This is a genomic window from Shewanella kaireitica (assembly GCF_023284045.1).
Lineage (GTDB): Bacteria > Pseudomonadota > Gammaproteobacteria > Enterobacterales > Shewanellaceae > Shewanella > Shewanella kaireitica.
The window spans coordinates 55,055-76,309 of record NZ_JAKIKQ010000005.1 but is presented as its reverse complement, the minus strand read 5'-3'; the positions used below and the strand labels follow the sequence as shown (position 1 = coordinate 76,309).

Annotated in this window: 21 protein-coding genes; 14 read left to right on the top strand and 7 right to left on the bottom strand. The window is 44.3% G+C overall.

Features of this window, described 5'->3' with window-relative positions; all coding sequences use genetic code 11:
- Positions 1-43 precede the first annotated feature (43 nt).
- Positions 44-826 carry a VOC family protein gene (locus L2730_RS08960; RefSeq protein ID WP_248974277.1) on the bottom strand — a complete coding sequence of 261 codons (783 nt, stop codon included), beginning with the start codon at positions 824-826 and terminating at the stop codon, positions 44-46.
- A gap of 230 nt (positions 827-1,056) precedes the next feature.
- On the opposite strand from L2730_RS08960, the gene L2730_RS08955 reads away from it, so the two are divergent.
- On the top strand, positions 1,057-2,247 hold the full coding sequence (locus L2730_RS08955) for a GGDEF domain-containing protein (protein ID WP_248974276.1): 1,191 nt from the start codon (positions 1,057-1,059) through the stop codon (positions 2,245-2,247).
- A gap of 50 nt (positions 2,248-2,297) precedes the next feature.
- Here L2730_RS08955 and L2730_RS08950 read toward each other — a convergent pair whose 3' ends face one another.
- Together L2730_RS08950 and L2730_RS08945 are read right to left on the bottom strand one after the other, a co-directional pair.
- On the bottom strand, positions 2,298-3,521 hold the full coding sequence (locus L2730_RS08950; protein WP_248974275.1) for an HlyD family secretion protein: 1,224 nt from the start codon (positions 3,519-3,521) through the stop codon (positions 2,298-2,300).
- Positions 3,522-3,854 carry an MFS transporter gene (locus L2730_RS08945; protein WP_248974274.1) on the bottom strand — a complete coding sequence of 111 codons (333 nt, stop codon included), beginning with the start codon at positions 3,852-3,854 and terminating at the stop codon, positions 3,522-3,524.
- A 136-nt stretch (positions 3,855-3,990) separates the two neighbouring features.
- Between L2730_RS08945 and L2730_RS08940 the strand changes: the two genes are divergently transcribed.
- On the top strand, positions 3,991-5,013 hold the full coding sequence (locus L2730_RS08940) for an AraC family transcriptional regulator (RefSeq protein WP_248974273.1): 1,023 nt from the start codon (positions 3,991-3,993) through the stop codon (positions 5,011-5,013).
- Positions 5,014-5,047: 34 nt separating this feature from the next.
- Here the strand turns inward: L2730_RS08940 and mtr are convergent, their stop codons facing one another.
- Together mtr and plsB are read right to left on the bottom strand one after the other, a co-directional pair.
- Positions 5,048-6,304 (bottom strand): tryptophan permease, encoded by a 1,257-nt coding sequence (gene mtr / locus L2730_RS08935; RefSeq protein ID WP_248974272.1) that lies wholly within the window; start codon positions 6,302-6,304, stop codon positions 5,048-5,050.
- Positions 6,305-8,728 carry a glycerol-3-phosphate 1-O-acyltransferase PlsB gene (plsB, locus tag L2730_RS08930; protein ID WP_248974271.1) on the bottom strand — a complete coding sequence of 808 codons (2,424 nt, stop codon included), beginning with the start codon at positions 8,726-8,728 and terminating at the stop codon, positions 6,305-6,307. It abuts the gene before it with no gap.
- 311 nt (positions 8,729-9,039) lie between these two features.
- Here plsB and lexA point away from each other — a divergent pair, with 311 nt between their 5' ends.
- The 6 genes from lexA to L2730_RS08900 all read left to right on the top strand — a co-directional run bounded on the left by lexA (position 9,040) and on the right by L2730_RS08900 (position 15,365).
- Complete coding sequence (gene lexA / locus L2730_RS08925) at positions 9,040-9,660, top strand: transcriptional repressor LexA (protein WP_220737668.1); 621 nt, start codon at positions 9,040-9,042, stop codon at positions 9,658-9,660.
- Positions 9,657-10,169, top strand: a complete 513-nt coding sequence (locus L2730_RS08920; protein WP_248974270.1) for a cell division inhibitor SulA — start codon at positions 9,657-9,659, stop codon at positions 10,167-10,169. The genes lexA and L2730_RS08920 overlap by 4 nt, the downstream gene beginning before the upstream one ends.
- A gap of 444 nt (positions 10,170-10,613) precedes the next feature.
- Positions 10,614-12,185: a cytochrome c oxidase subunit II gene (coxB, locus tag L2730_RS08915; protein WP_248974269.1), complete on the top strand. Its 1,572-nt coding sequence runs from the start codon at positions 10,614-10,616 to the stop codon at positions 12,183-12,185.
- A gap of 9 nt (positions 12,186-12,194) precedes the next feature.
- Positions 12,195-13,796 carry a cytochrome c oxidase subunit I gene (gene ctaD, locus L2730_RS08910; RefSeq protein WP_248974268.1) on the top strand — a complete coding sequence of 534 codons (1,602 nt, stop codon included), beginning with the start codon at positions 12,195-12,197 and terminating at the stop codon, positions 13,794-13,796.
- A gap of 2 nt (positions 13,797-13,798) precedes the next feature.
- Positions 13,799-14,368 carry a cytochrome c oxidase assembly protein gene (locus tag L2730_RS08905; protein WP_248974267.1) on the top strand — a complete coding sequence of 190 codons (570 nt, stop codon included), beginning with the start codon at positions 13,799-13,801 and terminating at the stop codon, positions 14,366-14,368.
- Between the two features lie 121 nt (positions 14,369-14,489).
- Entirely contained in the window at positions 14,490-15,365 is an 876-nt protein-coding gene (locus tag L2730_RS08900) for a cytochrome c oxidase subunit 3 (RefSeq protein ID WP_248974266.1), read from the top strand.
- Between the two features lie 29 nt (positions 15,366-15,394).
- Here the strand turns inward: L2730_RS08900 and L2730_RS08895 are convergent, their stop codons facing one another.
- Positions 15,395-15,613 carry a DUF2909 family protein gene (locus L2730_RS08895; protein WP_248974265.1) on the bottom strand — a complete coding sequence of 73 codons (219 nt, stop codon included), beginning with the start codon at positions 15,611-15,613 and terminating at the stop codon, positions 15,395-15,397.
- Positions 15,614-15,647: 34 nt separating this feature from the next.
- On the opposite strand from L2730_RS08895, the gene L2730_RS08890 reads away from it, so the two are divergent.
- From L2730_RS08890 to L2730_RS08870, 6 genes are all read left to right on the top strand, one after another.
- Positions 15,648-16,340, top strand: coding sequence for an SURF1 family protein (locus L2730_RS08890; RefSeq protein WP_248974264.1), 693 nt, complete (start codon positions 15,648-15,650; stop codon positions 16,338-16,340).
- Positions 16,341-16,566: 226 nt separating this feature from the next.
- Positions 16,567-17,112, top strand: coding sequence for a hypothetical protein (locus tag L2730_RS08885; protein ID WP_248974263.1), 546 nt, complete (start codon positions 16,567-16,569; stop codon positions 17,110-17,112).
- Positions 17,113-17,226: 114 nt separating this feature from the next.
- The gene (locus tag L2730_RS21965; RefSeq protein ID WP_283105689.1) at positions 17,227-17,352 is read left to right on the top strand and encodes a hypothetical protein; all 126 of its coding nucleotides are present in this window, start codon (positions 17,227-17,229) and stop codon (positions 17,350-17,352) included.
- A complete protein-coding gene (locus L2730_RS08880) occupies positions 17,342-18,325 on the top strand; it encodes a COX15/CtaA family protein (RefSeq protein ID WP_248974262.1) in 984 nt (327 codons plus the stop codon). The genes L2730_RS21965 and L2730_RS08880 overlap by 11 nt, the downstream gene beginning before the upstream one ends.
- 84 nt (positions 18,326-18,409) lie before the next feature.
- Positions 18,410-19,315: a heme o synthase gene (gene cyoE, locus L2730_RS08875; RefSeq protein ID WP_248974261.1), complete on the top strand. Its 906-nt coding sequence runs from the start codon at positions 18,410-18,412 to the stop codon at positions 19,313-19,315.
- A 26-nt stretch (positions 19,316-19,341) separates the two neighbouring features.
- Positions 19,342-19,974 (top strand): SCO family protein, encoded by a 633-nt coding sequence (locus L2730_RS08870; protein ID WP_248974260.1) that lies wholly within the window; start codon positions 19,342-19,344, stop codon positions 19,972-19,974.
- Between the two features lie 232 nt (positions 19,975-20,206).
- On the opposite strand, the gene L2730_RS08865 is transcribed toward L2730_RS08870, so the two are convergent.
- Positions 20,207-21,253 (bottom strand): polysaccharide deacetylase family protein, encoded by a 1,047-nt coding sequence (locus L2730_RS08865; RefSeq protein WP_248974259.1) that lies wholly within the window; start codon positions 21,251-21,253, stop codon positions 20,207-20,209.
- Between the last annotated feature and the right edge of the window lie 2 nt (positions 21,254-21,255).

Genomic DNA, 21,255 nt, shown 5'->3' with positions numbered 1-21,255 from the left:
AGCACAGCTAATCGCTGTGCTTCTTTTTTAATAGATTAAATGCCTAGCCATTCATTGTTAGTTCTATAATCGAAAAAACAGCACCCGCAGGATCATTCACAACAGCAAATCGACCTACATTGGCTATATCTGTTGGCGGTACGCACACTGAGCCACCAAGCTCTGTCACTCTTGCCGCTGTAGCATCGCAATCATCAACAGTAAAATAACTCATCCAGTGAGCTGGCATGTCCCCCCACTCTGCCGTCATTTTCATCATGCCGCCAATGTCTTGAGTCCCAACCTGCCATTCTGTGTACTCAATATTTTCCATCTCTGCTTTTCGACAACCCCAACCCAATATATGACTATAAAATAACTTGGCGTCCTCTGTTTTTCTGCAGGCAAGTTCAACCCAGCATAACGTCCCCGCCTCAGCTGCTCTCCTTGCTCCAATGTGGTTTTTAGCCTGCCACAAGGCAAACTTGGCTCCCTCTAAATCTTTAATGACTGCCATACTGCCTGCTTCACCCACATCGTGTGGGCCAAGCACAATTGTGCCGCCAGCCCCTGTGACATCAACTAAACTGTTTTCTAGGTTTTCTACAGCAAAGTAGATGAGCCAATGACTTTTATCACCTGCAGTAATCATCTCGTCAGGCAACTGGTACATCGCACCTAAATCATCACCTTCCAGGTTAAACATACTGTATGTGCCTTGCGGGATCGGCATATCTTCAATATCCCAACTAAACAAAGCATGATAAAAATGCTTGCTGACAGCAACATCTACAGACGCTAATTCCACCCAGCAGGGCTGCCCTTGGAAATATTGATCGATTTTCATAGCCAATCCTAATCCCCGACTGCGGGGTAATTAACGAATCAACTGAGTTAAGACCTTAATTTAATCCCTGTCCAACCTTTCTCTTATAAAATACCGCTTTAATAGTAAAGCTTGCCCTTCCAACGAATCAATTGACACACTTGCAAATCGAAAATACTGAAACTGCAACTTATGTAGTACCAGCCACTATCGACTATAATATTGTTCATCTATCATCAGGGAAGAGATCAGTGTCAGCATTAACACGCAGTTTTCGCTATATTTTTGTTCCTGTAATGATGACCTTTATCTGTATTGCAGCAGCTCAACACTTTAAGGACGTGTGGCAAGTTTGGCTGCCCAGCATTATTGAACTGCCCTACTACCTCTTACCGGTAGCAGCTATTCTTGCACTGCAATTTAATTTTACTAGACTCAGTCTCTTAGCCATATTACTGCTTGCTTATTACGGCTATGAGCAAGGCGTATTCATTGATTACTTGGCCGATAATATTCGTAACCAGATTTTTCTATCGGGTTCACTAATTATCGGATTTTTCTCCATCAGTAGAGATAGAGCGCTGTTTTCGTTCCACACGGTTAAGACTGTTGCAGGGATTGGCTTGTGTTTTGCCATCGGATCTACATGGCAAATATTCACGTTGAAAATTGGCTCACCGACAGTTTTGGATATCCCCCCTGCCATCAATTTACTTACCCCTTTGTATATCCCCGTCGGAATATCTAGCATTATTGTCTGTATATATGCAGTCTGGAGAGCAAGCCTTATCGACTCAGTGCTGGTAGTGACTCTGTTTAGTTGGCTGTTTCTTTACTATGTACCTAATGGACTACCTCTGCCATTACTACTCTCTCTAGTCGCTACTGCTTACATCTGCGTGGTGATAGCTGAGTCTTACCATTTAGCTTATCGAGATGACTTAACAGGGCTATCTTCTCGACGAGCACTTAATACCATGTCTCTTTCACTCAATAGTCATTACAGCGTAGCGATGGTGGACATTGATCATTTCAAGAATTTTAACGATACCTATGGTCACGATGTTGGCGATCAAGTGTTGCAACTTATCGCCAGCAAACTGACTAAGGTGAAAGGAAATGGCAAAGTATATCGCTACGGAGGAGAGGAGTTTGCCATTGTATTCCCGAATAAAGATGTTGAATTAATCCTGCCACACCTCGATGAGCTCAGGTGCAAAATTCGAGATTATGACATTGTACTCAGAAATGAACTTCGTAAAAGCAGCAATAAATCTGACCGAAAAGCCAAGGAAGAAAACCACAGCACAACTGTTAATGTCACCATCTCTATCGGAGTAGCTGAACACCATGGACAGCTGACATTTGCTCAAACTTTAAAGTTAGCGGATAAAGCGTTATATATCGCCAAAAAGAATGGTCGTAATCGTGTTTTTGTTTAACCTGTTTAAATATCCTGCTAGCAGCAATCGCCGCTAGCTAGCAAGGGAAATCAAATTGAGTAAAAATAGTAAATCTGCGATTTCATTCTAATTACAATGCCGCGAATGACATCCAAAAAGGCCAAAAACTCTACTGGCTTAGTGCCTGAGATCCAGGCCAGTCCAACTGAACCGACCGGAATATCATAACTATCAGCCTCTATCAGCTTAAGCCTGACAAAGTGATGCTTATTATTAAGGTTTTGGCCAGTCGTCTGCCTAACATTGTCGTCCACCGCTAATAAACGTCCTTGAGACTCACCAGTTGCCTCAATAATACCTTCAACTTCAGCGCTAAAAACTTTTCCCGGATAAACTGCCGAGGCAAATTCAGCCATTTGACCAACTTTTACATTACGAATCGCTTGATGATTAACCCGCATCAATACGTACTTTTCATGAGTGTACATCTGCATGCGAGGAGCCACTCCAACATACTGTCCTTCGCGCATAATAAAATTTGTCACGTAACCATCAGTAGGCGCAAATATTTTGGTGTTATCTAAATTCCACTGTGATTGTGCAACATTCTCATGTTCACTATTTAAATCTGATTGCCGACTTTTAACTGCAAGGCGCGACTTCTTGATATTGAGTAGCGCTGTAGTCTCTGCCATCTGCGCTTTTTCTATCTGCGTTGAATAGGTGCTCACTTGCGCCAGAGCGAGATCGACCAAGGTTTGCTGTTCATCTAGTAAACTCTTGGTGATGGTATCGGGAACAACACGATTTTGCTCTATATAACGGGCGAGAGTTTTCTGCTTCCAGGCGAGATCCTTACTGGCTGAGTTAAGTTGGTTTTTACTGATACTGACATCAGCAATCGAAACATCATGCTGCTTGAGTGCCAGCTTTACATCTTCGTTTGCCAAAGAAAGATTAACTTTAGCGCTAGCTTGAGCCACAAGCGCCTTGTTCAAAGCAATCTGGTAAGGCTCTGCATCTAAATCATAAATCAGCTGCCCAGTTTCTACCTGCTGATTTGGTTTGATATAGATGTTTTCAACTTTGCCTCGTATCTGACTATTAGCTGGACGCAACTGAATATGGGGTGATTGCACCAGTGAGCCACCCGATAGATCCATCGGCGTGTAGTTAAGCAGCCCAACCCAAACAAACATAAGCCAACCCGTGCCACCTAAATAAGCAAAACTCTTACTGTAAATATTCCAAGGCATACCGACTAAACGAAGTAGGTAAATAAACAATGCCCATACCGCTAATCCTTCCAGCATTTATCGCTCCTCTTTCATAGCGTTTTGCTCGGTTACAGTTTCTTTCTCGCGCCAGATATCTCTGACTCGGCGCAAGGCTTTTTCGCTATCGACAAAAGCAACAATGACCGCTAACACCCATACCCAGTGCCAAACAAAGCCTATCCAGGTGAGCGCGGTGATAAGTCCTATCTGTTGGTGTTGTTTCTTATGAGCCTGATTGATAGGTAACTCATGGATTTTCCAAAAACCAAAAGCAACTGCAGCGACTGTCATTACCATCACAACAGCAGCAACGCCATGTAGGGCGCCATCAACACCAGTATCGACAAATGGCATACTGAACAAACTCATAAGGAGATCTCGAAATAATATATCGGCTAAGTAGTTTGCCGTTTCTGTATTAGAGAGCAACACTCATGACGTACAGATATCATTTATCCACCATTTATGATTCAATCGGTACAAATAGTCTTTTAGATACCTCACAATGCTACTCAATTCCGCCTTTATTCGTTTCTGCTACCTTTTACCAGTGCTTAAAGGCGTTGAGGCACACTATGGCATAACTCCTGCGATGCTAAAGCTACCGCAACTTCTACAACAAGATGCCATGATGTTGGTGCCATTTACCGAGGTGGCAAAGTGGTTAGAGCAGATTGAAAAACTGACTGGCGATGCCGGTTTTATGTTAAAAATCCAGCAGTATCTGACATTATCCAGCCTTGAAGTGCCGGGGAATTGGTTCTTGAGCGCGCCCGATTTAGCCATAACATTTAGGCGTATTAATCATGGGGTCACAAGCTTTCAATCTGGCGCCAGTTATTACGCTCAGCAATCGGGGAAAATATTAAAGTGGTGTTACAGCAACACTTTTGTCAGAGATAGAGCCAAATCTCATGACTCATTGCGGGTAGCTATTACCCTGTTCAACGCCATCAAACACTACACCGGAAACAATCATAGCCTTTTGAAAGTTAGATTAAGTGGCTCTCCAAGCAAACAATTAGAGACAGAAGCCTTATTTGATTGCCCGGTTTCTTGGAATGCGCCACAAACAGAACTGTGGTTGAATATCGATGATCTTCTAGCATCAAATAGCGATTTTACTTATGTGCCTGAACCAATCAAAACCGCAATTCCTATGTCACAGCTTGAAAACTACCTCAATATGCCTCAACCGACAGACACACCGAAAGTGCTTTACGAGATGGTCAACTACTCTCGCTGTTACGGCTTTCCTAATGTAGATACTGTTGCAGAGCTTTTCGATATATCGCGGCAACAGTTGCAAAGGCGTTTGCAAAAACTTGGCTTTAGTTTCACCTATTTATCAGGTTATATCCTGTGTAATCAAGCGATCAAATATATGCTTGAAGGGAAAGATATTGCAGAAATTGCATCATTACTGGGCTACGCCAATGCCCACAGTTTTAGCCGCTCTTTTGCCCGCTTCCGCCAGCAAACACCAACACAGTATTTAAAAAACCTAAAAAACAAAAAGCCTCTTTAAGAGGCTTTATTTCAATCTGCGGCTAAATACGTATTTAACCGTAGACGGGTAAAATCCCAGCCATCGCGAGTAGATGACAAGCACCGGTAACAATACCAAATACAATCACCACTGCGATCAATGGCGTGCCACCAGGGACTCTAAAACCTTCACTGTCAGCAAAGATTTTACGCGACTTATAAGCCATCATTGCTGGGACGATAGCCGCCCAAATGGTGGCTGCTAATGCGGCAAAACCAATCGCGATAAGGAAACCATTCGGGAATAAAATACCTAAAATAGTTGGTGGAATAAATGTCACTGCTGCCGTTTTTAAACGCCCTTGGCGAGACTCATCAAACCCAAATAGATCGGCAAGGTAATCAAACAAACCTAAGGTCACGCCTAAGAAAGATGAAGCCACGGCCAAGTTAGCAAAGAGGGTTAACATGGTGTTTAACCAACTACTCGCGATAACTTCCGATAACGCACCCACCAATACGCCCATATTACCGCCTTGAGCAATAATATCGACAAACTGACTACGAGGAATGTTACCCATAGTCGCAACTAACCAGCAGCTATAAATGACTAAGGCAATAAAGGTACCAATGAACAGCGCCTTAATAATAGTCTTTGGTTGATTGCCGTAGTACTTAACTAAGCTAGGAACGTTACCATGGTAACCAAAGCTCGCTAAACCAAAAGGCAGTGCCGCCAATAGGTATGGTGCATAACTTGTTTCGCCATCGGGCACGAACAATTTACTGGTATCGACATCTATCAATAGATTACCAACAGCCAAGAAGAAGGTAATGATCATACCGCCAAGCATAATGGTGGTGATCCTATCTACGGCTTTGGTGCTGATGATAACGATGGTAGCCAATACCGCAGCAAACACTAGCCCAGCAAGACTTTGCGGTAAGCTTATCCCCAGCCCTTCAAGACTATGGTTAACGATTGAACTGCCACCACTTATGTAGGCGTAAGTCAGAATATATAAAACAAAGGCAATGGAAAGCCCATTGACGATGCGCCAAAATTGGCCAAGCGTGGTTTTAGTGAGTGTGTCGAAACTGGAGCCTGGTTCAAAATGAAGGTTAGTCTCTAACAACATCAAACCAGACACCAACATACAAAACCATATGCCTACCAACATTAACATTGAGTAGCCAAACCACATGCCTGCGCCCACTACAGGTAAGGAGAACATGCCCGCGCCAACGGTCGTTCCCGCAATAATCATTGCGCCGCCTAATAGTGATTTTCCTTCAGCCTTGTTTTTGGCCGCATTCATATGATTTGCCATTTAATCTTTTTGCTCCGCATTAACGCTATCAACAATCGTCTGTCTAACGGATGAACGCAGTAGCAAATTAGCTCTATCTTTTATACGTTTGATATCACTACAGCCTTCGCTATCGGTTAGATGACCTAACTCTTTTAATTTAACGCTTAGCGTAGCGTATAGCTTCTTGTCGTAGAACTCTGGCGCAGTAATACCGTGAAGTGCTCCCAGCCTTTGTGCAAGGCGATGGCTATCGCGCTCTAACTCTGAGCGCTCCATGTTAGGTTTCACCGCTAACAAGTTAAATAAGATAGCGTAACGTTGCATCGTTTCGTCGATGGTGCCAGACAGCAATAGCAACTGATTAACTTTGTCATCGGCAACTTCAAAGTGACCATTTTCAACCACCAATCCCTGCGCAACAAAGATATCTAAGATGCTATTCGCGTAGACCTTAGGATCTTCAATGCCCATAAATAATTCGGCTTGAAGCAGTGGATAAAAGTCATTAATTACACACACAACATCATCACGAGTGCAACGCTCTTTACGCAATAAACAGGCTGCGATCAGTGAAGGAACCACCAACAGATGAATGATGTTATTACGATAATAAGTCATCGTTATCGCAATACTGTCATCAATAGAGATAATGTCGCCAAGCGCATCACTTTCAATCTGAATCTTCTTCAGCTCAAGACCTTGCGAAACTAAATCTTTACCACTCCCCTCGGGGACGGAAGTGTACTCGGTATAAGGCAGCTCTTTTAACAATGTAAGGTAAAGATCTAACTGCTTTTCAAGCTGACTACGTTCTAGTGCATTTTGCTCTGATGCCAGTAATACCAAGCTCGTTAACGTCACAGAACTGACTGCTGCCGCATCGTTAATATTAGTCATTACTTGGCTAGCTAACGTATTCACTGCTGGCGTTAGCCAAGTTGGTTTTTGCTCAGGATCTTGGGCGACATCATCGCGCCAATTAGGCACTTCATCATTTAAGAAATTATGCAGCGTTATCGGCTTACCAAAGTTCACATAACCTTGACCAAAGTTACCTAGCTTACGAATGGCACCAAATACCTGCCAGACAGATTCTTTCTTTTTCTTTTTCCCGCTTAACTCTTTATGGTAAGTAGCCACTTCCATTACATGGTCATAACCCAAGTAAACGGGCACAAGTGTTACAGGGCGTTCAACACCGCGCAGAACGCTATTAAGCGTCATCGCAATCATGCCTGTTTTAGGCGCCAATAAACGACCAGTACGTGAGCGTCCACCTTCAGTGAAGTACTCAACCGAGTAACCTTTAGTGAAGAGCTGATCTAAATATTCACGGAATACTGCGGTGTAAAGTTTATTACCACGGAAACTACGACGAATAAAGAATGCGCCGCCACGACGGAACATCGGCCCTGCTGGCCAGAAGTTAAGATTAATACCTGCAGCAATATGCGGTGGCACCATACCTTGGTAATAAAGAATGTAAGACAGCAACAAGTAGTCCATATGGCTACGATGGCAGGGCACATAAACTATTTCGTGACCATCATGGTGTAGCTGACGGATCTGCTCCGCGCCCTTAATGTTGATCCCTTTATATAGCTTATTCCACAGCCAAGTTAGAAAACGCTCGGCTATACGTACCAAACTATCAGAGTAGTCGGCAGCAACTTCATCAAGATATTCCATTGCTTTGGCGCGAGCCTCAGCTTCTGAGATTTTTTTGCTGGCCGCCTCCTCTTTTATCGCTTTAGTAATCGAATCCGATTTAAGCAAAGCATGGAAAAGTGCTTGTCGCTTAGGCAGTTGTGGCCCTGTCATCACTTTGCGTTGACGCTGAAAGTGCACTCGAGCTACGCGCGCGAGCTTTTGGGCGATACGTTTATCTGTACCGTGTTCATCCGCCATATAGCGCAATGACACCGCGTTAGAAAACTGGACGAAATTATGACGGCCAAGAAACAAGATCATCAAACATTTACGTAGCCAAGTTGGATTTTGACGTTCCAAAACAGCCGCGCGCATAGTGTCATCTTCTTTACCTGGGGTGCGTCCCCAATAAAGGCTTACAGGCACTAGCTGAATATCGAGTTCAGTATTTTGCTTATGTACGCTCAGCAAGCGTTTGAAGCAGTGTAAATACTGCTCAGCACTTTCTCGCTCACCAAATAACGGTTTGCTGCCTTCAAGGCAGACAACACGCGGCGCACTCACGCCATTAACTTCTAAGTCATCATAAGGACTAGGCAGGCCTAGTGTGCCTGTCATTTCACTTAAAGCAGCAATGTCACTCACAGATTCTGTTTTCATGACATATACGAGTGGCTTGCTTGGATCGAGATTGAGATCATCAAAAGGATCATGAGGTACCACAATAGTGTGTACCAACTTTTTCTGGATCCAGCGTAAAGATTTAAACCAAAGAGAGTCTTTTTTCGACATGATTCGCTTGCAGTGTTAGTCGCTTCTAATAACCTCGTAGAATACCAGAATTTCCGACGATTTGCGCAATTGCTTTACAATCTGCACCGGAAGCTACCGTGTATTTATAGAACAATGACTTAGTTACAATTTAGTGTATTAACTCTAGATCCAAGCTATTCCCCCCCAGTCAGTTGCCACACAGGCCAACATTTAAAGTGACACCATATAAATGTAAATTTAACTTATGCTTACATTAATTTGGTTAATACTTGCACTGAATCAATTACTGTATATACTAACAGGTACTGTATAGAAAAACAGGTTCAAGCATGAGACCACTTACACCGCGCCAAGCGGAAATTTTAGAGCTAATTAAACGAAACATTTCTGACACAGGTATGCCACCTACTCGTGCTGAAATAGCAAGACGTTTAGGCTTTAAGTCTGCCAATGCCGCTGAAGAGCATTTAAAAGCACTGGCTAAAAAGGGGTGTATTGAGATCATACCTGGAACCTCTAGAGGTATTCGACTCACTCAAGAGGAACCGGAAGAGGCCGAACTCGGTTTGCCTTTAATTGGGCAAGTTGCAGCAGGTGAGCCGATTCTCGCCCAAGAGCACGTTGAACAACACTATAAAGTTGACCCAGCCATGTTCCGTCCCTCAGCTGATTTTCTATTGCGAGTCCGTGGTGACAGTATGAAGGATATTGGCATACTCGAAGGTGATCTGTTAGCAGTGCATAAAAGTCAGCAAGCACGTAACGGCCAAGTTGTTGTTGCTCGAGTGGAAGATGACGTAACCGTTAAGCGCTTTGAAAAGAAAGGCAATAAAGTCTTTTTGCATGCTGAAAATGAAGAATATTCACCAATAGAAGTCGATCTAGCTAACCAGAGTTTAAGTATTGAAGGACTAGCAGTTGGCGTGATCCGCAATGGAGATTGGCAATGAACAAATTATTAGGTGTTAGCCCTCGTCATCCGGGTCTGTGGCAAGATATTCCAGCCGCTACCATGACGAAAAAAACAGTTGTAGATATAGAAACTATGGTATCTCACACTCAAGGGCGTAATGAGCTAACAAAGATTAGCGCTCAGTTGGCTCAATTGAGCCAACAGGGTCGCTGGATCGTATTGATTAGCCCACCTAATATAGGCTATAAGCAAATGCTAGCTGCGGCTGGTGTACGTATGGATAGAATCCTCCTTGTGCATGCTAAAGATGAAGTCGAAACCTTATGGGCAATGGAAAAAGCGCTCACAAGCGGCACATCAAGTGCAGTCATTACTTGGGCAAATAGCCTAGATGCACGTGATAACAGACGTCTACAATTAGTTGCTAAGAGTGCCCAAGCACTAGGTATAGTGATTGAAAATGCGAATGCTCACTTACCTGACAGCGCAATAAACACACAGGATAAGATACTTAATCAAGGTTCATTATTCACCTCTATGCATTAAACCATTATTTCTATTACCCTTCTAAGCTTCCTCTCAGGAAGCTTTTTTATTTCCCTAACACGTGAAATTAGTCAAAAAGTGATCTTGATCAATATTTCAACACCAAGTAGGGTAGGAACTGATAACAACGATATTTTTGTTATATCCGAGCGATTTAGTCGTCGGTCTTTATGTACGGACTGTAGATCCTTTTAGAGTATATGAAGACTGAGATCGGCCTGATATATTTCAGCCGTAGGTGCCAAAGTGGTTACACTAACCAGTAGATAGATACTGGAAATTACAAAAGTCATATCGATAGTCGCCACATAATATAACGACACGATAGACACGCCACTCATGCACTTTGAAGTCATCGTTGCTTTTTTGGGAACTGAAGAGTTTACATAGAGCAGAGACTTACTGTGTGACTCTTCTTTGTCTTGTTGACAGAGGAGAAGTCTAGTGAAGCAATTGTTGTATTGTGTGTTGGCGCTAATATTTACGCCTGCACTTTTTGCATCAGAAATGCCACTTAATATGACAGAGGGCGTGACGGCGATCAGTGAACAGGTTTATAGCCTGCACATGATCATCCTTTACATCTGTTGTGCTATTGGCTTAGTTGTTTTTGGCGTGATGATTTATGCCATGATCAACCACCGCAAATCAAAAGGCGCAGTCGCCGCCAACTTTCATGAAAGTACTAAAGTCGAAATATTATGGACTGTGGTGCCTTTTATTATTCTTATCATCATGGCTATTCCGGCAACCAAAACACTCATTGCCATGGAAGATCCAAGCGATGCAGACCTAACGATTAAAGTTACGGGTTCGCAATGGAAGTGGCATTACAGCTACTTCAATCAAGATGTAGAGTTTTACAGTTTAATGTCCACTCCTCGCGAACAGATAGAAGGTACCGAGGCTAAAGGTGAGCACTATTTACTGGAGGTAGATAAGCCCCTGGTATTGCCGATTAATCGCAAAGTCCGCTTTTTAATGACCTCGGAAGACGTTATTCACTCTTGGTGGGTACCAGCTTTTGCAGTTAAGAAAGATGCTAACCCAGGTTTTATCAATGAAGCTTGGACCAAGATAGATAAACCTGGTGTATACCGCGGTCAATGTGCTGAGCTATGCGGTAAGGACCATGGTTTTATGCCCATTGTGGTGGAAGCTCTGTCGGAAGCAGATTTTGATAACTGGCTTATCGCTCAACAACAAGCTGCCAATAATGCGCAGGCAGCGGCTAAAGCAGCACTTTCTAAAACCTTGAGTATGGAAGAACTGATGACTCAAGGAGAGCAGATATATATGGCTCGTTGTGCCGCATGTCATCAACCGAATGGGGCAGGCTTACCCGGCGTATTCCCTTCACTTATTGGTAGTCCGATGATTAAAGGTCCGGTTGCGGACCATATTGATATCGTGGTTAACGGTAAACCGGGCACTGCGATGCAAGCTTTTGCCAAGCAGTTAACCGCTACTGAGATTGCTGCGGTGGTCACTTTTGAGCGTAATGCTTGGGGCAATAACTCCGGCGACTCGGTTCAAGCCGCTGATGTCAGCTCGGAAGAGTCTGCCCCTGCTGTACCTGGCAATTCCACTGCGGTACCGGCAACATTACCTGCAAAACTCCCAGCTGCCGATCAAGCTACATCGACTGTCACGGAGACTGTAAATGAAGCTGTTGAAGATGTTAAGGCTGCGGTGTTAGATGACTTAAGCATGGATGAATTGATGGCCATGGGTCAGAAAGTTTACATGATTAAGTGTGTCGCTTGTCATCAAGCAGCTGGAACCGGACTACCTGGCGCTTTCCCCTCTTTAATCGAAAGTCCAATCATTACCGGCCCAGTTACAGATCATTTAGAAATTGTGATCAATGGTAAACCAGGCACAGCAATGCAGGGGTTTAGCTCTCAACTAACACCGCAAGAGCTTGCCGCTGTTATCACTTATGAGCGTAACGCTTGGGGCAATGACTCCGGTGATGCTGTTCAGGCTTCTGATGTTGATGGCCACGGAAAGTAAGGGATTAAAATGAGCACTATTACACAAGATACACCAGCCGCTCACGACGATCACCATGATGACCATCATGGGGCGCCAAAAGGCATTATGCGCTGGATATTAACCACTAACCACAAAGATATCGGCACGCTCTACCTTTGGTTCAGTTTCATTATGTTCCTTACTGGTGGCGCAATGGCTATGGTTATCCGAGCTGAGTTATTTCAGCCCGGTTTGCAACTGGTGGAGCCCAACTTTTTCAACCAGATGACCACGGTACACGGTTTAGTGATGGTTTTTGGTGCAGTGATGCCAGCCTTTACGGGCTTAGCTAACTGGCTGATCCCCATGATGATCGGTGCGCCAGATATGGCGCTACCGCGAATGAACAACTGGAGTTTTTGGATTTTACCCTTCGCGTTTACCATCCTATTAAGCTCGCTGTTCATGGAAGGAGGTGGGCCAAACTTTGGCTGGACTTTCTACGCGCCTCTTTCGACAACTTATAGCCCAGACAGCACAGCACTATTCGTTTTCTCCGTTCACATTATGGGAATAAGCTCGATAATGGGCGCCATTAACGTTGTCGTAACCATCGTCAATATGCGTGCTCCTGGTATGACATGGATGAAATTGCCGTTGTTTGTTTGGACCTGGTTAATTACCGCATTCCTGCTCATCGCAGTGATGCCAGTGTTAGCTGGCGCAGTCACTATGGTGTTAACCGATAAATACTTTGCCACCAGCTTCTTCGATGCCGCTGGCGGCGGTGACCCTGTCATGTTCCAGCATATCTTCTGGTTCTTTGGTCACCCAGAAGTGTACATTATGATTTTGCCATCATTTGGTATTATCTCCGCTATTGTCCCCGCCTTTAGCCGCAAACCTTTATTTGGTTATGCCTCAATGGTGTATGCAACAGCCAGTATTGCCGTGTTGTCATTTTTAGTTTGGGCGCATCACATGTTTACCACAGGGATGCCGGTGTTTGCCGAACTCTTCTTCATGTATTGCACAATGCTCATCGCTGTCCCAACTGGAGTTAAGGTATTTAACTGGGTCGCTACCATGTGGCGCGGATCGATAAGTTTTGAAACCCCTATGCTGTTTGCCGTGGCGTTTATCATTCTGTTCACCATTGGCGGATTCTCTGGTTTGATGCTGGCGATTACACCTGCAGATTTCCAGTACCACGATACTTACTTTGTAGTAGCGCATTTTCACTATGTATTAGTCACCGGTGCGATATTTTCCATTATGGCTGCAGCGTACTACTGGCTACCTAAATGGACTGGCAACATGTACAGCGAGAGCTTAGGTCGCTGGCATTTTTGGTGTTCAGTTATCTCCGTTAACGTACTGTTCTTCCCGATGCATTTCCTTGGGCTAGCCGGTATGCCTCGCCGAATACCTGATTACGCTATTCAGTTTGCTGACGTCAACCAGATCGTATCGATTGGTGGCTTTGCCTTTGGATTATCGCAGCTAATCTTTTTAGCGGTAGTCATCAAATGTATTCGTGGCGGTGAAAAAGCCCCCGCCAAGCCATGGGAAGGAGCTGAAGGATTGGAATGGACAATACCAAGCCCTGCGCCATACCACTCGTTTACAACACCACCTGAGGTGAAATAAAAATGAGCCAGCCACAGAGCAAGTCAAACCGAAAGTTAATTACCATGCTGCTATTTGGCGCTGTGGGTATGTTTGGTTTCGGCTTTGCTCTCGTGCCGCTGTATGACGTGCTATGCGACACGCTAGGTATAAACGGTAAGACTCAAAGTACCGCCAGTGTTTATAAGCCCGTTACGGTAGATAAAAATAGAACAGTCACCATTGAATTTGTTTCCCAAGTGCAAAGTGACATGCCCTGGGAGTTCAAACCTCAAATGAACAGTATGCAAGTTCACCCTGGAGAGCTTATCCGCACTCACTTTGTTGCTAAGAATTTGTCTGCGAATCATATCGTAGGCCAAGCAATACCGTCGGTGTCTCCAGGACAAGGGGCTGCCTATTTTAATAAAACAGAGTGCTTTTGTTTTAATCAGCAAGTATTAGCTGCAACAGCAACGGCCGATCTACCACTTATCTTTTATGTGGACCCAGAATTACCGGACTCCATCACTACCTTGACCCTCTCTTATACCCTCTACAATATTACCGACAAGAGCTATGCCGGTAGCGTAGAGCAAGGAGCTGCAAGATGACATTTATTGAACAACAGTTTCATTATTTGCCCTTAAGAAGCGGTAGGCCAAATACACAGTTAATTTCAAGTTTTTTCCATTCAACTACTCTTTACTCAATAGCCGGGAAAGGAGGTTTAAAATGACGACCAAGCACGAACCCTATTATGTACCAGCGCAAAGTGCCTGGCCGATTATTGGCGCCATCGGGCTGTTTCTTATCGCTTTTGGTGCTGGTAGCTTTGTATCTGAACTAAATAGCGAAGGCGGTATCGGCGGCTATATTTTACTAGCGGGAATCGCGGTGATCATTTTTATGATTTTCGGCTGGTTCAGAACGGTTATTGCTGAATCAATGGCAGGTCTCTATTCACCACAGATGGATCGCTCCTTTAGACAAGGGATGAGCTGGTTTATCTTTTCCGAAGTAATGTTTTTTGCGGCATTTTTCGGTGCGTTATTTTACGCTCGAATGATTGCAATCCCTTGGCTTGGCGGTGCATCCAATAATGCCATGACCCACGAAGTACTGTGGCCTACATTTGAAGCTGTATGGCCACTTGTCACTACGCCTGATGGTACTACGACCGAAGCAATGGGCTGGACAGGCCTGCCGCTATACAACACCCTTATTCTACTAACTTCATCAGTGACACTGCATTTTGCCCATGTAGGGCTAGAAAAAAATAAGCGTCAAGCACTAACCGCATGGTTAGCATTAACTATCGTGCTCGGTATTGGTTTCTTATTTTTGCAAGTGGAAGAGTATGTCCATGCCTATCAAGAGATGGGGCTAACACTTGAATCTGGCGTTTACGGCAACACCTTCTTCCTACTCACAGGATTTCACGGCATGCACGTGACGTTAGGAACGGTATTTCTGATTGTGTTGTTTTTCAGAGTACTGAAAGGGCATTTTACCCCCGAACACCACTTTGCGTTCCAAGCCGGTAGTTGGTATTGGCACTTTGTTGATGTGGTTTGGTTGTGTCTATTTATATTTGTTTATGTGCTGTAACCGAATCGAGATAGCTATTGACGACTAAGTTAGTAAGGTCTGGGGTTTGGTGCGATAACCCCTGTCGCTAACGCCACTAAAAGTAGCATAACCACAAGTACAGAAAAGAGTACTCGTCGGCCTAAATATTGGCTCATGGGTACACTCTTTTCACCTTTAACCATCACAAATAGGGCTCTCGCTAAATTAACCAATATGAACAGCAGTAGCAGTACTAAAATCAGTTTAAAAACAAATAGCATATTCATAAAATCTCCAAAAATTGGGGCTTTAGGTATTTGGTTGTTTATCGTACTTTCTACTTTGATGGTGTTTACAATTTTGGTCAAGCTTGGTTTTTGGCAGCTTGAACGAGCAGAGCAGAAGCTGCAATGGCAAACAGCACTTAGCCAACGACAAAACGCTAGCGTACTGACCTATGAGCAACTACTCGCTAAGCTTGGCAATGATAACCTAACAGGCTACAAACTGAGTACTCAGGTAGCGCCCATTCTTCAGCAAGTATTTCTTCTAGATAACCAAACCGTTAACGGTAGAGTTGGCTATTTAGCCTATCAAGCATTTGAGGTTTCACCAGATAAACCATGGTTATTAGTTGAGTTAGGCTTTGAGCCAGGAAGTGTAGATCGCTCAATACTGCCTAACGTTGCCGCGTTAACAGCCCCTTTGAAGTTAAGCGGTCGAGTTTACCAAAAACAGATGAATCCGATGAGTTCAGAGCTCATGGCCGAAACAGGCTCACCTATGCGGATCCAAAATTTAAACATAGAGCAACTTGCGCTGTTAATTAATAAACCACTCGCGCCAGTCGTGCTACAACCCAATAATATTCCCGGTGATAGCCGTGTTCATCCATGGCAACCGATTCCATTATCTGCACAGAAGCATCAAGGATATGCAGTACAGTGGTTCAGTATGGCCGGAGTATTTGGATTAATCATGCTCTTTTTACTTTTTCGTAAATTAAAACAATAGGATAATAACAAAAATTAAAAGTTTACTTGGCTATTGCTAAGCCAGAATAGACCATGTAGGTTAGAAAATATGCATCCTAGCCGTTCCGGGATGTACTGATATTAAGTTGTTCACGATTACCGTCGTTTTGCTTATTACCTTAGCTGTATTGGTAATGCATGCTGACACTCCCTAACGAGGCAGTGCAGTCACAAAGGTAGCGTGAAACTCATACAGAGGAGATGGAATGAACTCCCCCAAAAAGAACGGCAAAAAAACACTGTTATTACTACTCTTGGCTTTTGCAGTACCTGTTATCGCCGCCAAACTGATTTTAAGTTTTGGACTATATAATGGCGGAGCAACCAACAAAGGCGAACTGCTTGAGGTCGGCATAAACTATCAAAGCTTAGATATGACAAACCCTCAACCTAAAGAGTGGCAATTGTTATATCAACTGCCGGCAATTTGTGACACAACCTGCTTAGATAGACTCTATATTTTACAACAAAGCCATATCGCAATGGGTCGAAATCAAGACCGCGTGCATACCATCATCATGCTTGATGAAAACAGTGACAGCTCAGCACTTACATCATTCGACTTTATTACCGCTACACCTACACCAGCACTCACTCAGCTGCTTAAAGATCAACAGTTTGTCGTCGTTGATCCCCTTGGAAGCATGGTCATGAGTTACCCAACCACCACCAGCCATCAAGCTCAAATAATGCAGGGTAAGGCGATAGTGGCTGATTTAAGAAAGATGCTTAAACTTTCGAGGATCGGCTAATGGATATTAAGCCACTGCTAAAGGTTACTTTGGTTTTTACTTTGTGCGTCATTATGCATAGGTGGGCTTATACCCGTGTATTTGCTGTAGGAAAGCACAACTTGGGGGTGACCCATGGATATTAAACCTCTACTTAAAGTCACTTTAGTTGTTACTTTGTGCGTCATTATGCATAGGTGGGCTTATACCGGTGTATTTGCTGTAGGAAAGCACAACTTGGGGGTGACCCATGGATATTAAGCCATTACTAAAAGTCACTTTAGTTTTTACTTTGTGCGTCATCATGATGGGAGCATACACACGCCTCTCCGATGCGGGCCTTGGCTGCCCTGATTGGCCTGGTTGCTACGGGATGCTCAAAGCACCAAGTGCAAGTCATGAGCTTACCGCTGCTAAAGACGCCTTTCCTGAGCACACGGTTGAAACTGAAAAAGCTTGGCTTGAAATGATCCATCGATATATCGCCGGCGCATTGGGTCTGATGGTGTTATTGATTTTAATCATCAGCTTACGCAAAACTGATGCACCGAAAAAACTGCCAATGTTTATTGCTGCATTAATCGTGTTTCAAGCAGCACTGGGGATGTGGACTGTCACCATGAAGCTGATGCCAATTGTGGTGATGTCACACCTTATCGGTGGCTTTGCCCTGTTCTCCTTACTCTTACTGCTCTACCTTCGAAGCAAACCTTTGCGTATTCCCGGTGGTGACGCTCCCGCCAGAAAGCTATCAGCATTTGCCTTAATCTGTATTGGCGTGCTGCTATTACAGATTATCTTAGGCGGCTGGACCTCATCTAACTACGCCGCTCTGGCTTGTACATCACTGCCAATCTGCGAAGGCAATTGGGTTGACAATCTCAATTTCAGTGCCGCTTTTTCACCATTTCAAGGGGACCACCCTAGTTATGAGTTTGGCGTTTTAGATTACTCAGCTCGAATGACCATTCATGTTGCCCACAGGATTGGCGCGATTATCACTGCAGTTTTGCTGCTTTGGTTAGCTTTCAAACTTATCACTAAGGCGCATTCAACCACTATACGTAATGCAGCTTGGTTATTAGCAGGGTTAGTGGTGTTACAGGTCATTCTTGGCATTAGCAATGTCGTGTTACACCTACCTTTGGGGATAGCGGTATCTCATAACGCAGGGGCAGCACTACTGCTGCTGACATTGGTATTTATTAATTACGCCTTATGGCGAAAAGCGTAACAACATACTGCGATAAACAAATATAACTAAGCAGAATTCAGCCTATTTAAGAGTGTGCTATCGGCACAAAACGAGGTCTAAGCCATGGAAAAACAAATAACTATATCCAGAAGCGCAGCAACACCGCTGTTCCAGTGGCGTGCTTATTACGAAATGACCAAGCCCAAAGTCGTCGCATTAATGCTATTAACAGTGCTAGTAGGCATGTGTCTGGCCGTGCCTGGAGCTGTACCACTGCAACCTCTTATCGCGGGAATGGCAGGCATCGGGATGATGGCAGGCGCTGCAGCGGCATTTAATCATCTTATCGATCGTCGCATTGACGGCTTAATGGCAAGAACCTACAACCGACCGCTACCTAAAGGTAAAGTCTCGATTACCAAAGCACTGGTCTTCTCTTTCGGCCTTGGGATACTTGGTTTTGTTATTCTTTATGCCTTGGTCAATCCATTAACTGCGTGGCTCACTTTTGCCAGTCTCATCGGCTATGCCGTGGTTTACACCGCCTACTTAAAGCGTGCAACGCCACAAAACATCGTTGTTGGTGGGCTTGCTGGCGCCATGCCTCCGCTACTAGGCTGGACTTCGGTAACCGGCGAGTTTCATGGCAACGCATTATTGTTGGTTATTATTATTTTTGCTTGGACCCCACCCCATTTTTGGGCGCTAGCTATTCACCGTAAAGCTGAGTACGCCAAAGTCGATATTCCCATGCTACCCGTCACCCATGGTGTTGAATTTACTAAAACCTGTATTTTTCTTTACACCATTTTGCTCGCCATCGCTTGTTTGCTTCCGGTACTTGTTGGCATGTGTGGCCCGGTTTATTTGGTGAGCTCGACGCTATTAAGCGCTGGCTTCATCTATAAGGCTTGGCAACTTAAATTTCATGAAACCCCCGGTCTGGCGATGAATGTATTTAAGTTCTCTATCTACCACCTGATGCTGCTATTTATAGCGCTCTTGGTTGACCATTATTTATGGGTCTAATACTGGCTTAAGGAGAGGAAACTATAATGAAGTTGTCATGGATAATAGCGGCGATTATGCTCGCCTCAGCAGGTGCTTGGGCGGCAATACAATTTAGCCAGCCAAAAGAGTTGCAATTGCAGACCAGTTTTGAGTTTCCGACTCCCCAAGCCATTGCTCCATTTTCTTTGACAGATCAGCATGGAAAAGCGTTTACTAATGATGACTTATCTGGAAAGTGGAGCCTGTTTTTTATCGGCTATACCTCCTGCCCAGATGTTTGCCCTACCACCATGGGAAAACTTACAGCTGCCTACCCGTCACTATCTGAACATGCTGACTTACAAGTAATCTTCCTATCGGTTGATCCACAGCGAGATTCAACCGATACCTTACTTAATTACGCTAACTTCTTTAACCCTGAATTTGTCGCGGTCACGGCTGAACATAAACAACTTTACCCGATAACTCGTAGCCTTGGTTTTGTTTACGCTATGGTAGGTGATGGAGAAGATTATCAGGTCGATCACAGCGCTTCGTTTGCACTGGTTTCACCTCAAGGTGAAAAAGTCGCTATTATCAAACCCAAATCAGATACGCCAGGTAAGCTGCCGCAAATCAAGAATAGTGCGCTGATTCACGACGTAAATGCATTGATTGCTAAATATGAAAATGGCTAAGTAATCATTGCCATATATACCCGCTCTACCTGAAGATGCTGGATTCAGGTAGAACGGGTATAGATATCTACACAGAGTTAAATAAGAGGATATCTAGCTTGCTGCCATCGTCTGCTCTTTTTATATCGAGCTTATTGTTTGAAGGGCGGGCAGAATGTACCGCCATCGTGGCGGTACAAACAAACACGGCTTAGCTAATCAAATCCGAGCATGTCCATGCATTAAAGACCCACTATTCAGCTGTCCATTCCCCATTATCTTTAGCTCTAACCCATGGCTGCGAAAACCAGTAGTAACCACCTTGATGCTTGCTCGGTGCCGTGCAGTTATAGCGCGAACGCCCCGCAGGAAGATCAAGTTCTGCACGAATGGTAAATTCATCAGCACTGATCCAATTAGGCTTTTTGGCACCCTGACCTTGTATAAAGCACATGAGCTGGGAGGCATTGATGTCAGACATATCCAGCTTCACTTTGATCTCAGGTCGCCATTGACCAAACTGCAGCTGTGGATCGCTATTCGTCTGCTCAATCACTGGCATATTAAGGCTATGTAACTTGACCTTTAAACTATCTAGATCGGCGTAAGCCCCTGCAACCGGGAATCTTGGTAATGCCGTTAAAGGAGAGTGTGGTCCAGCGGCACCCGATTGCTGACCAAAAGCCACAAAGCCATGCTTAGTCAACATATTTTCGATCTGTTGATTGTATTCACCGTAGGGGTAGGCCAACATTTTATGGTTTTGGCCCGTCGCTTTAGCAATCTCCGTTTCAGTGCGCAAAATATTGCCTTCGATACGTGCTAGCCATTGCTGCTCTGTTTCCCCCTTCTCCATACGAATAAGGTGCTCATGCCCCCAAGTATGATTGGCAATTTCAGCTCCCTCTTCAGATAACGTGATCAATTGTTGCCAGCTCATCATCTCACCATACTTCTTTTGTATTGGCTCCACTGAGACAAAAAGCGTGTAGGGAAATTTGTATTGCTTTAAGATAGGATGCGCTGTATTTGCGATACTTCGATATCCATCATCAAAGGTAATTGCAATCGTTTTGGCTGGTAGATGCTGCTTAGCCTTTACCGATGCTACGACTGTAGACAGCGGTACAACATTGAAGTTGTTTTCAGCCAGATACTGCATCTGCTCTTTAAATTGTGCAGGCGTGACACTGGTGATAGCAGGCGTATCATCGGATACATGATGATACTGCAAAATCACCGCTGCTTGCGCTGAAAAACACGTCAGCGCAAGCAGCGCGAGTAACACGTTTTTAACCATAA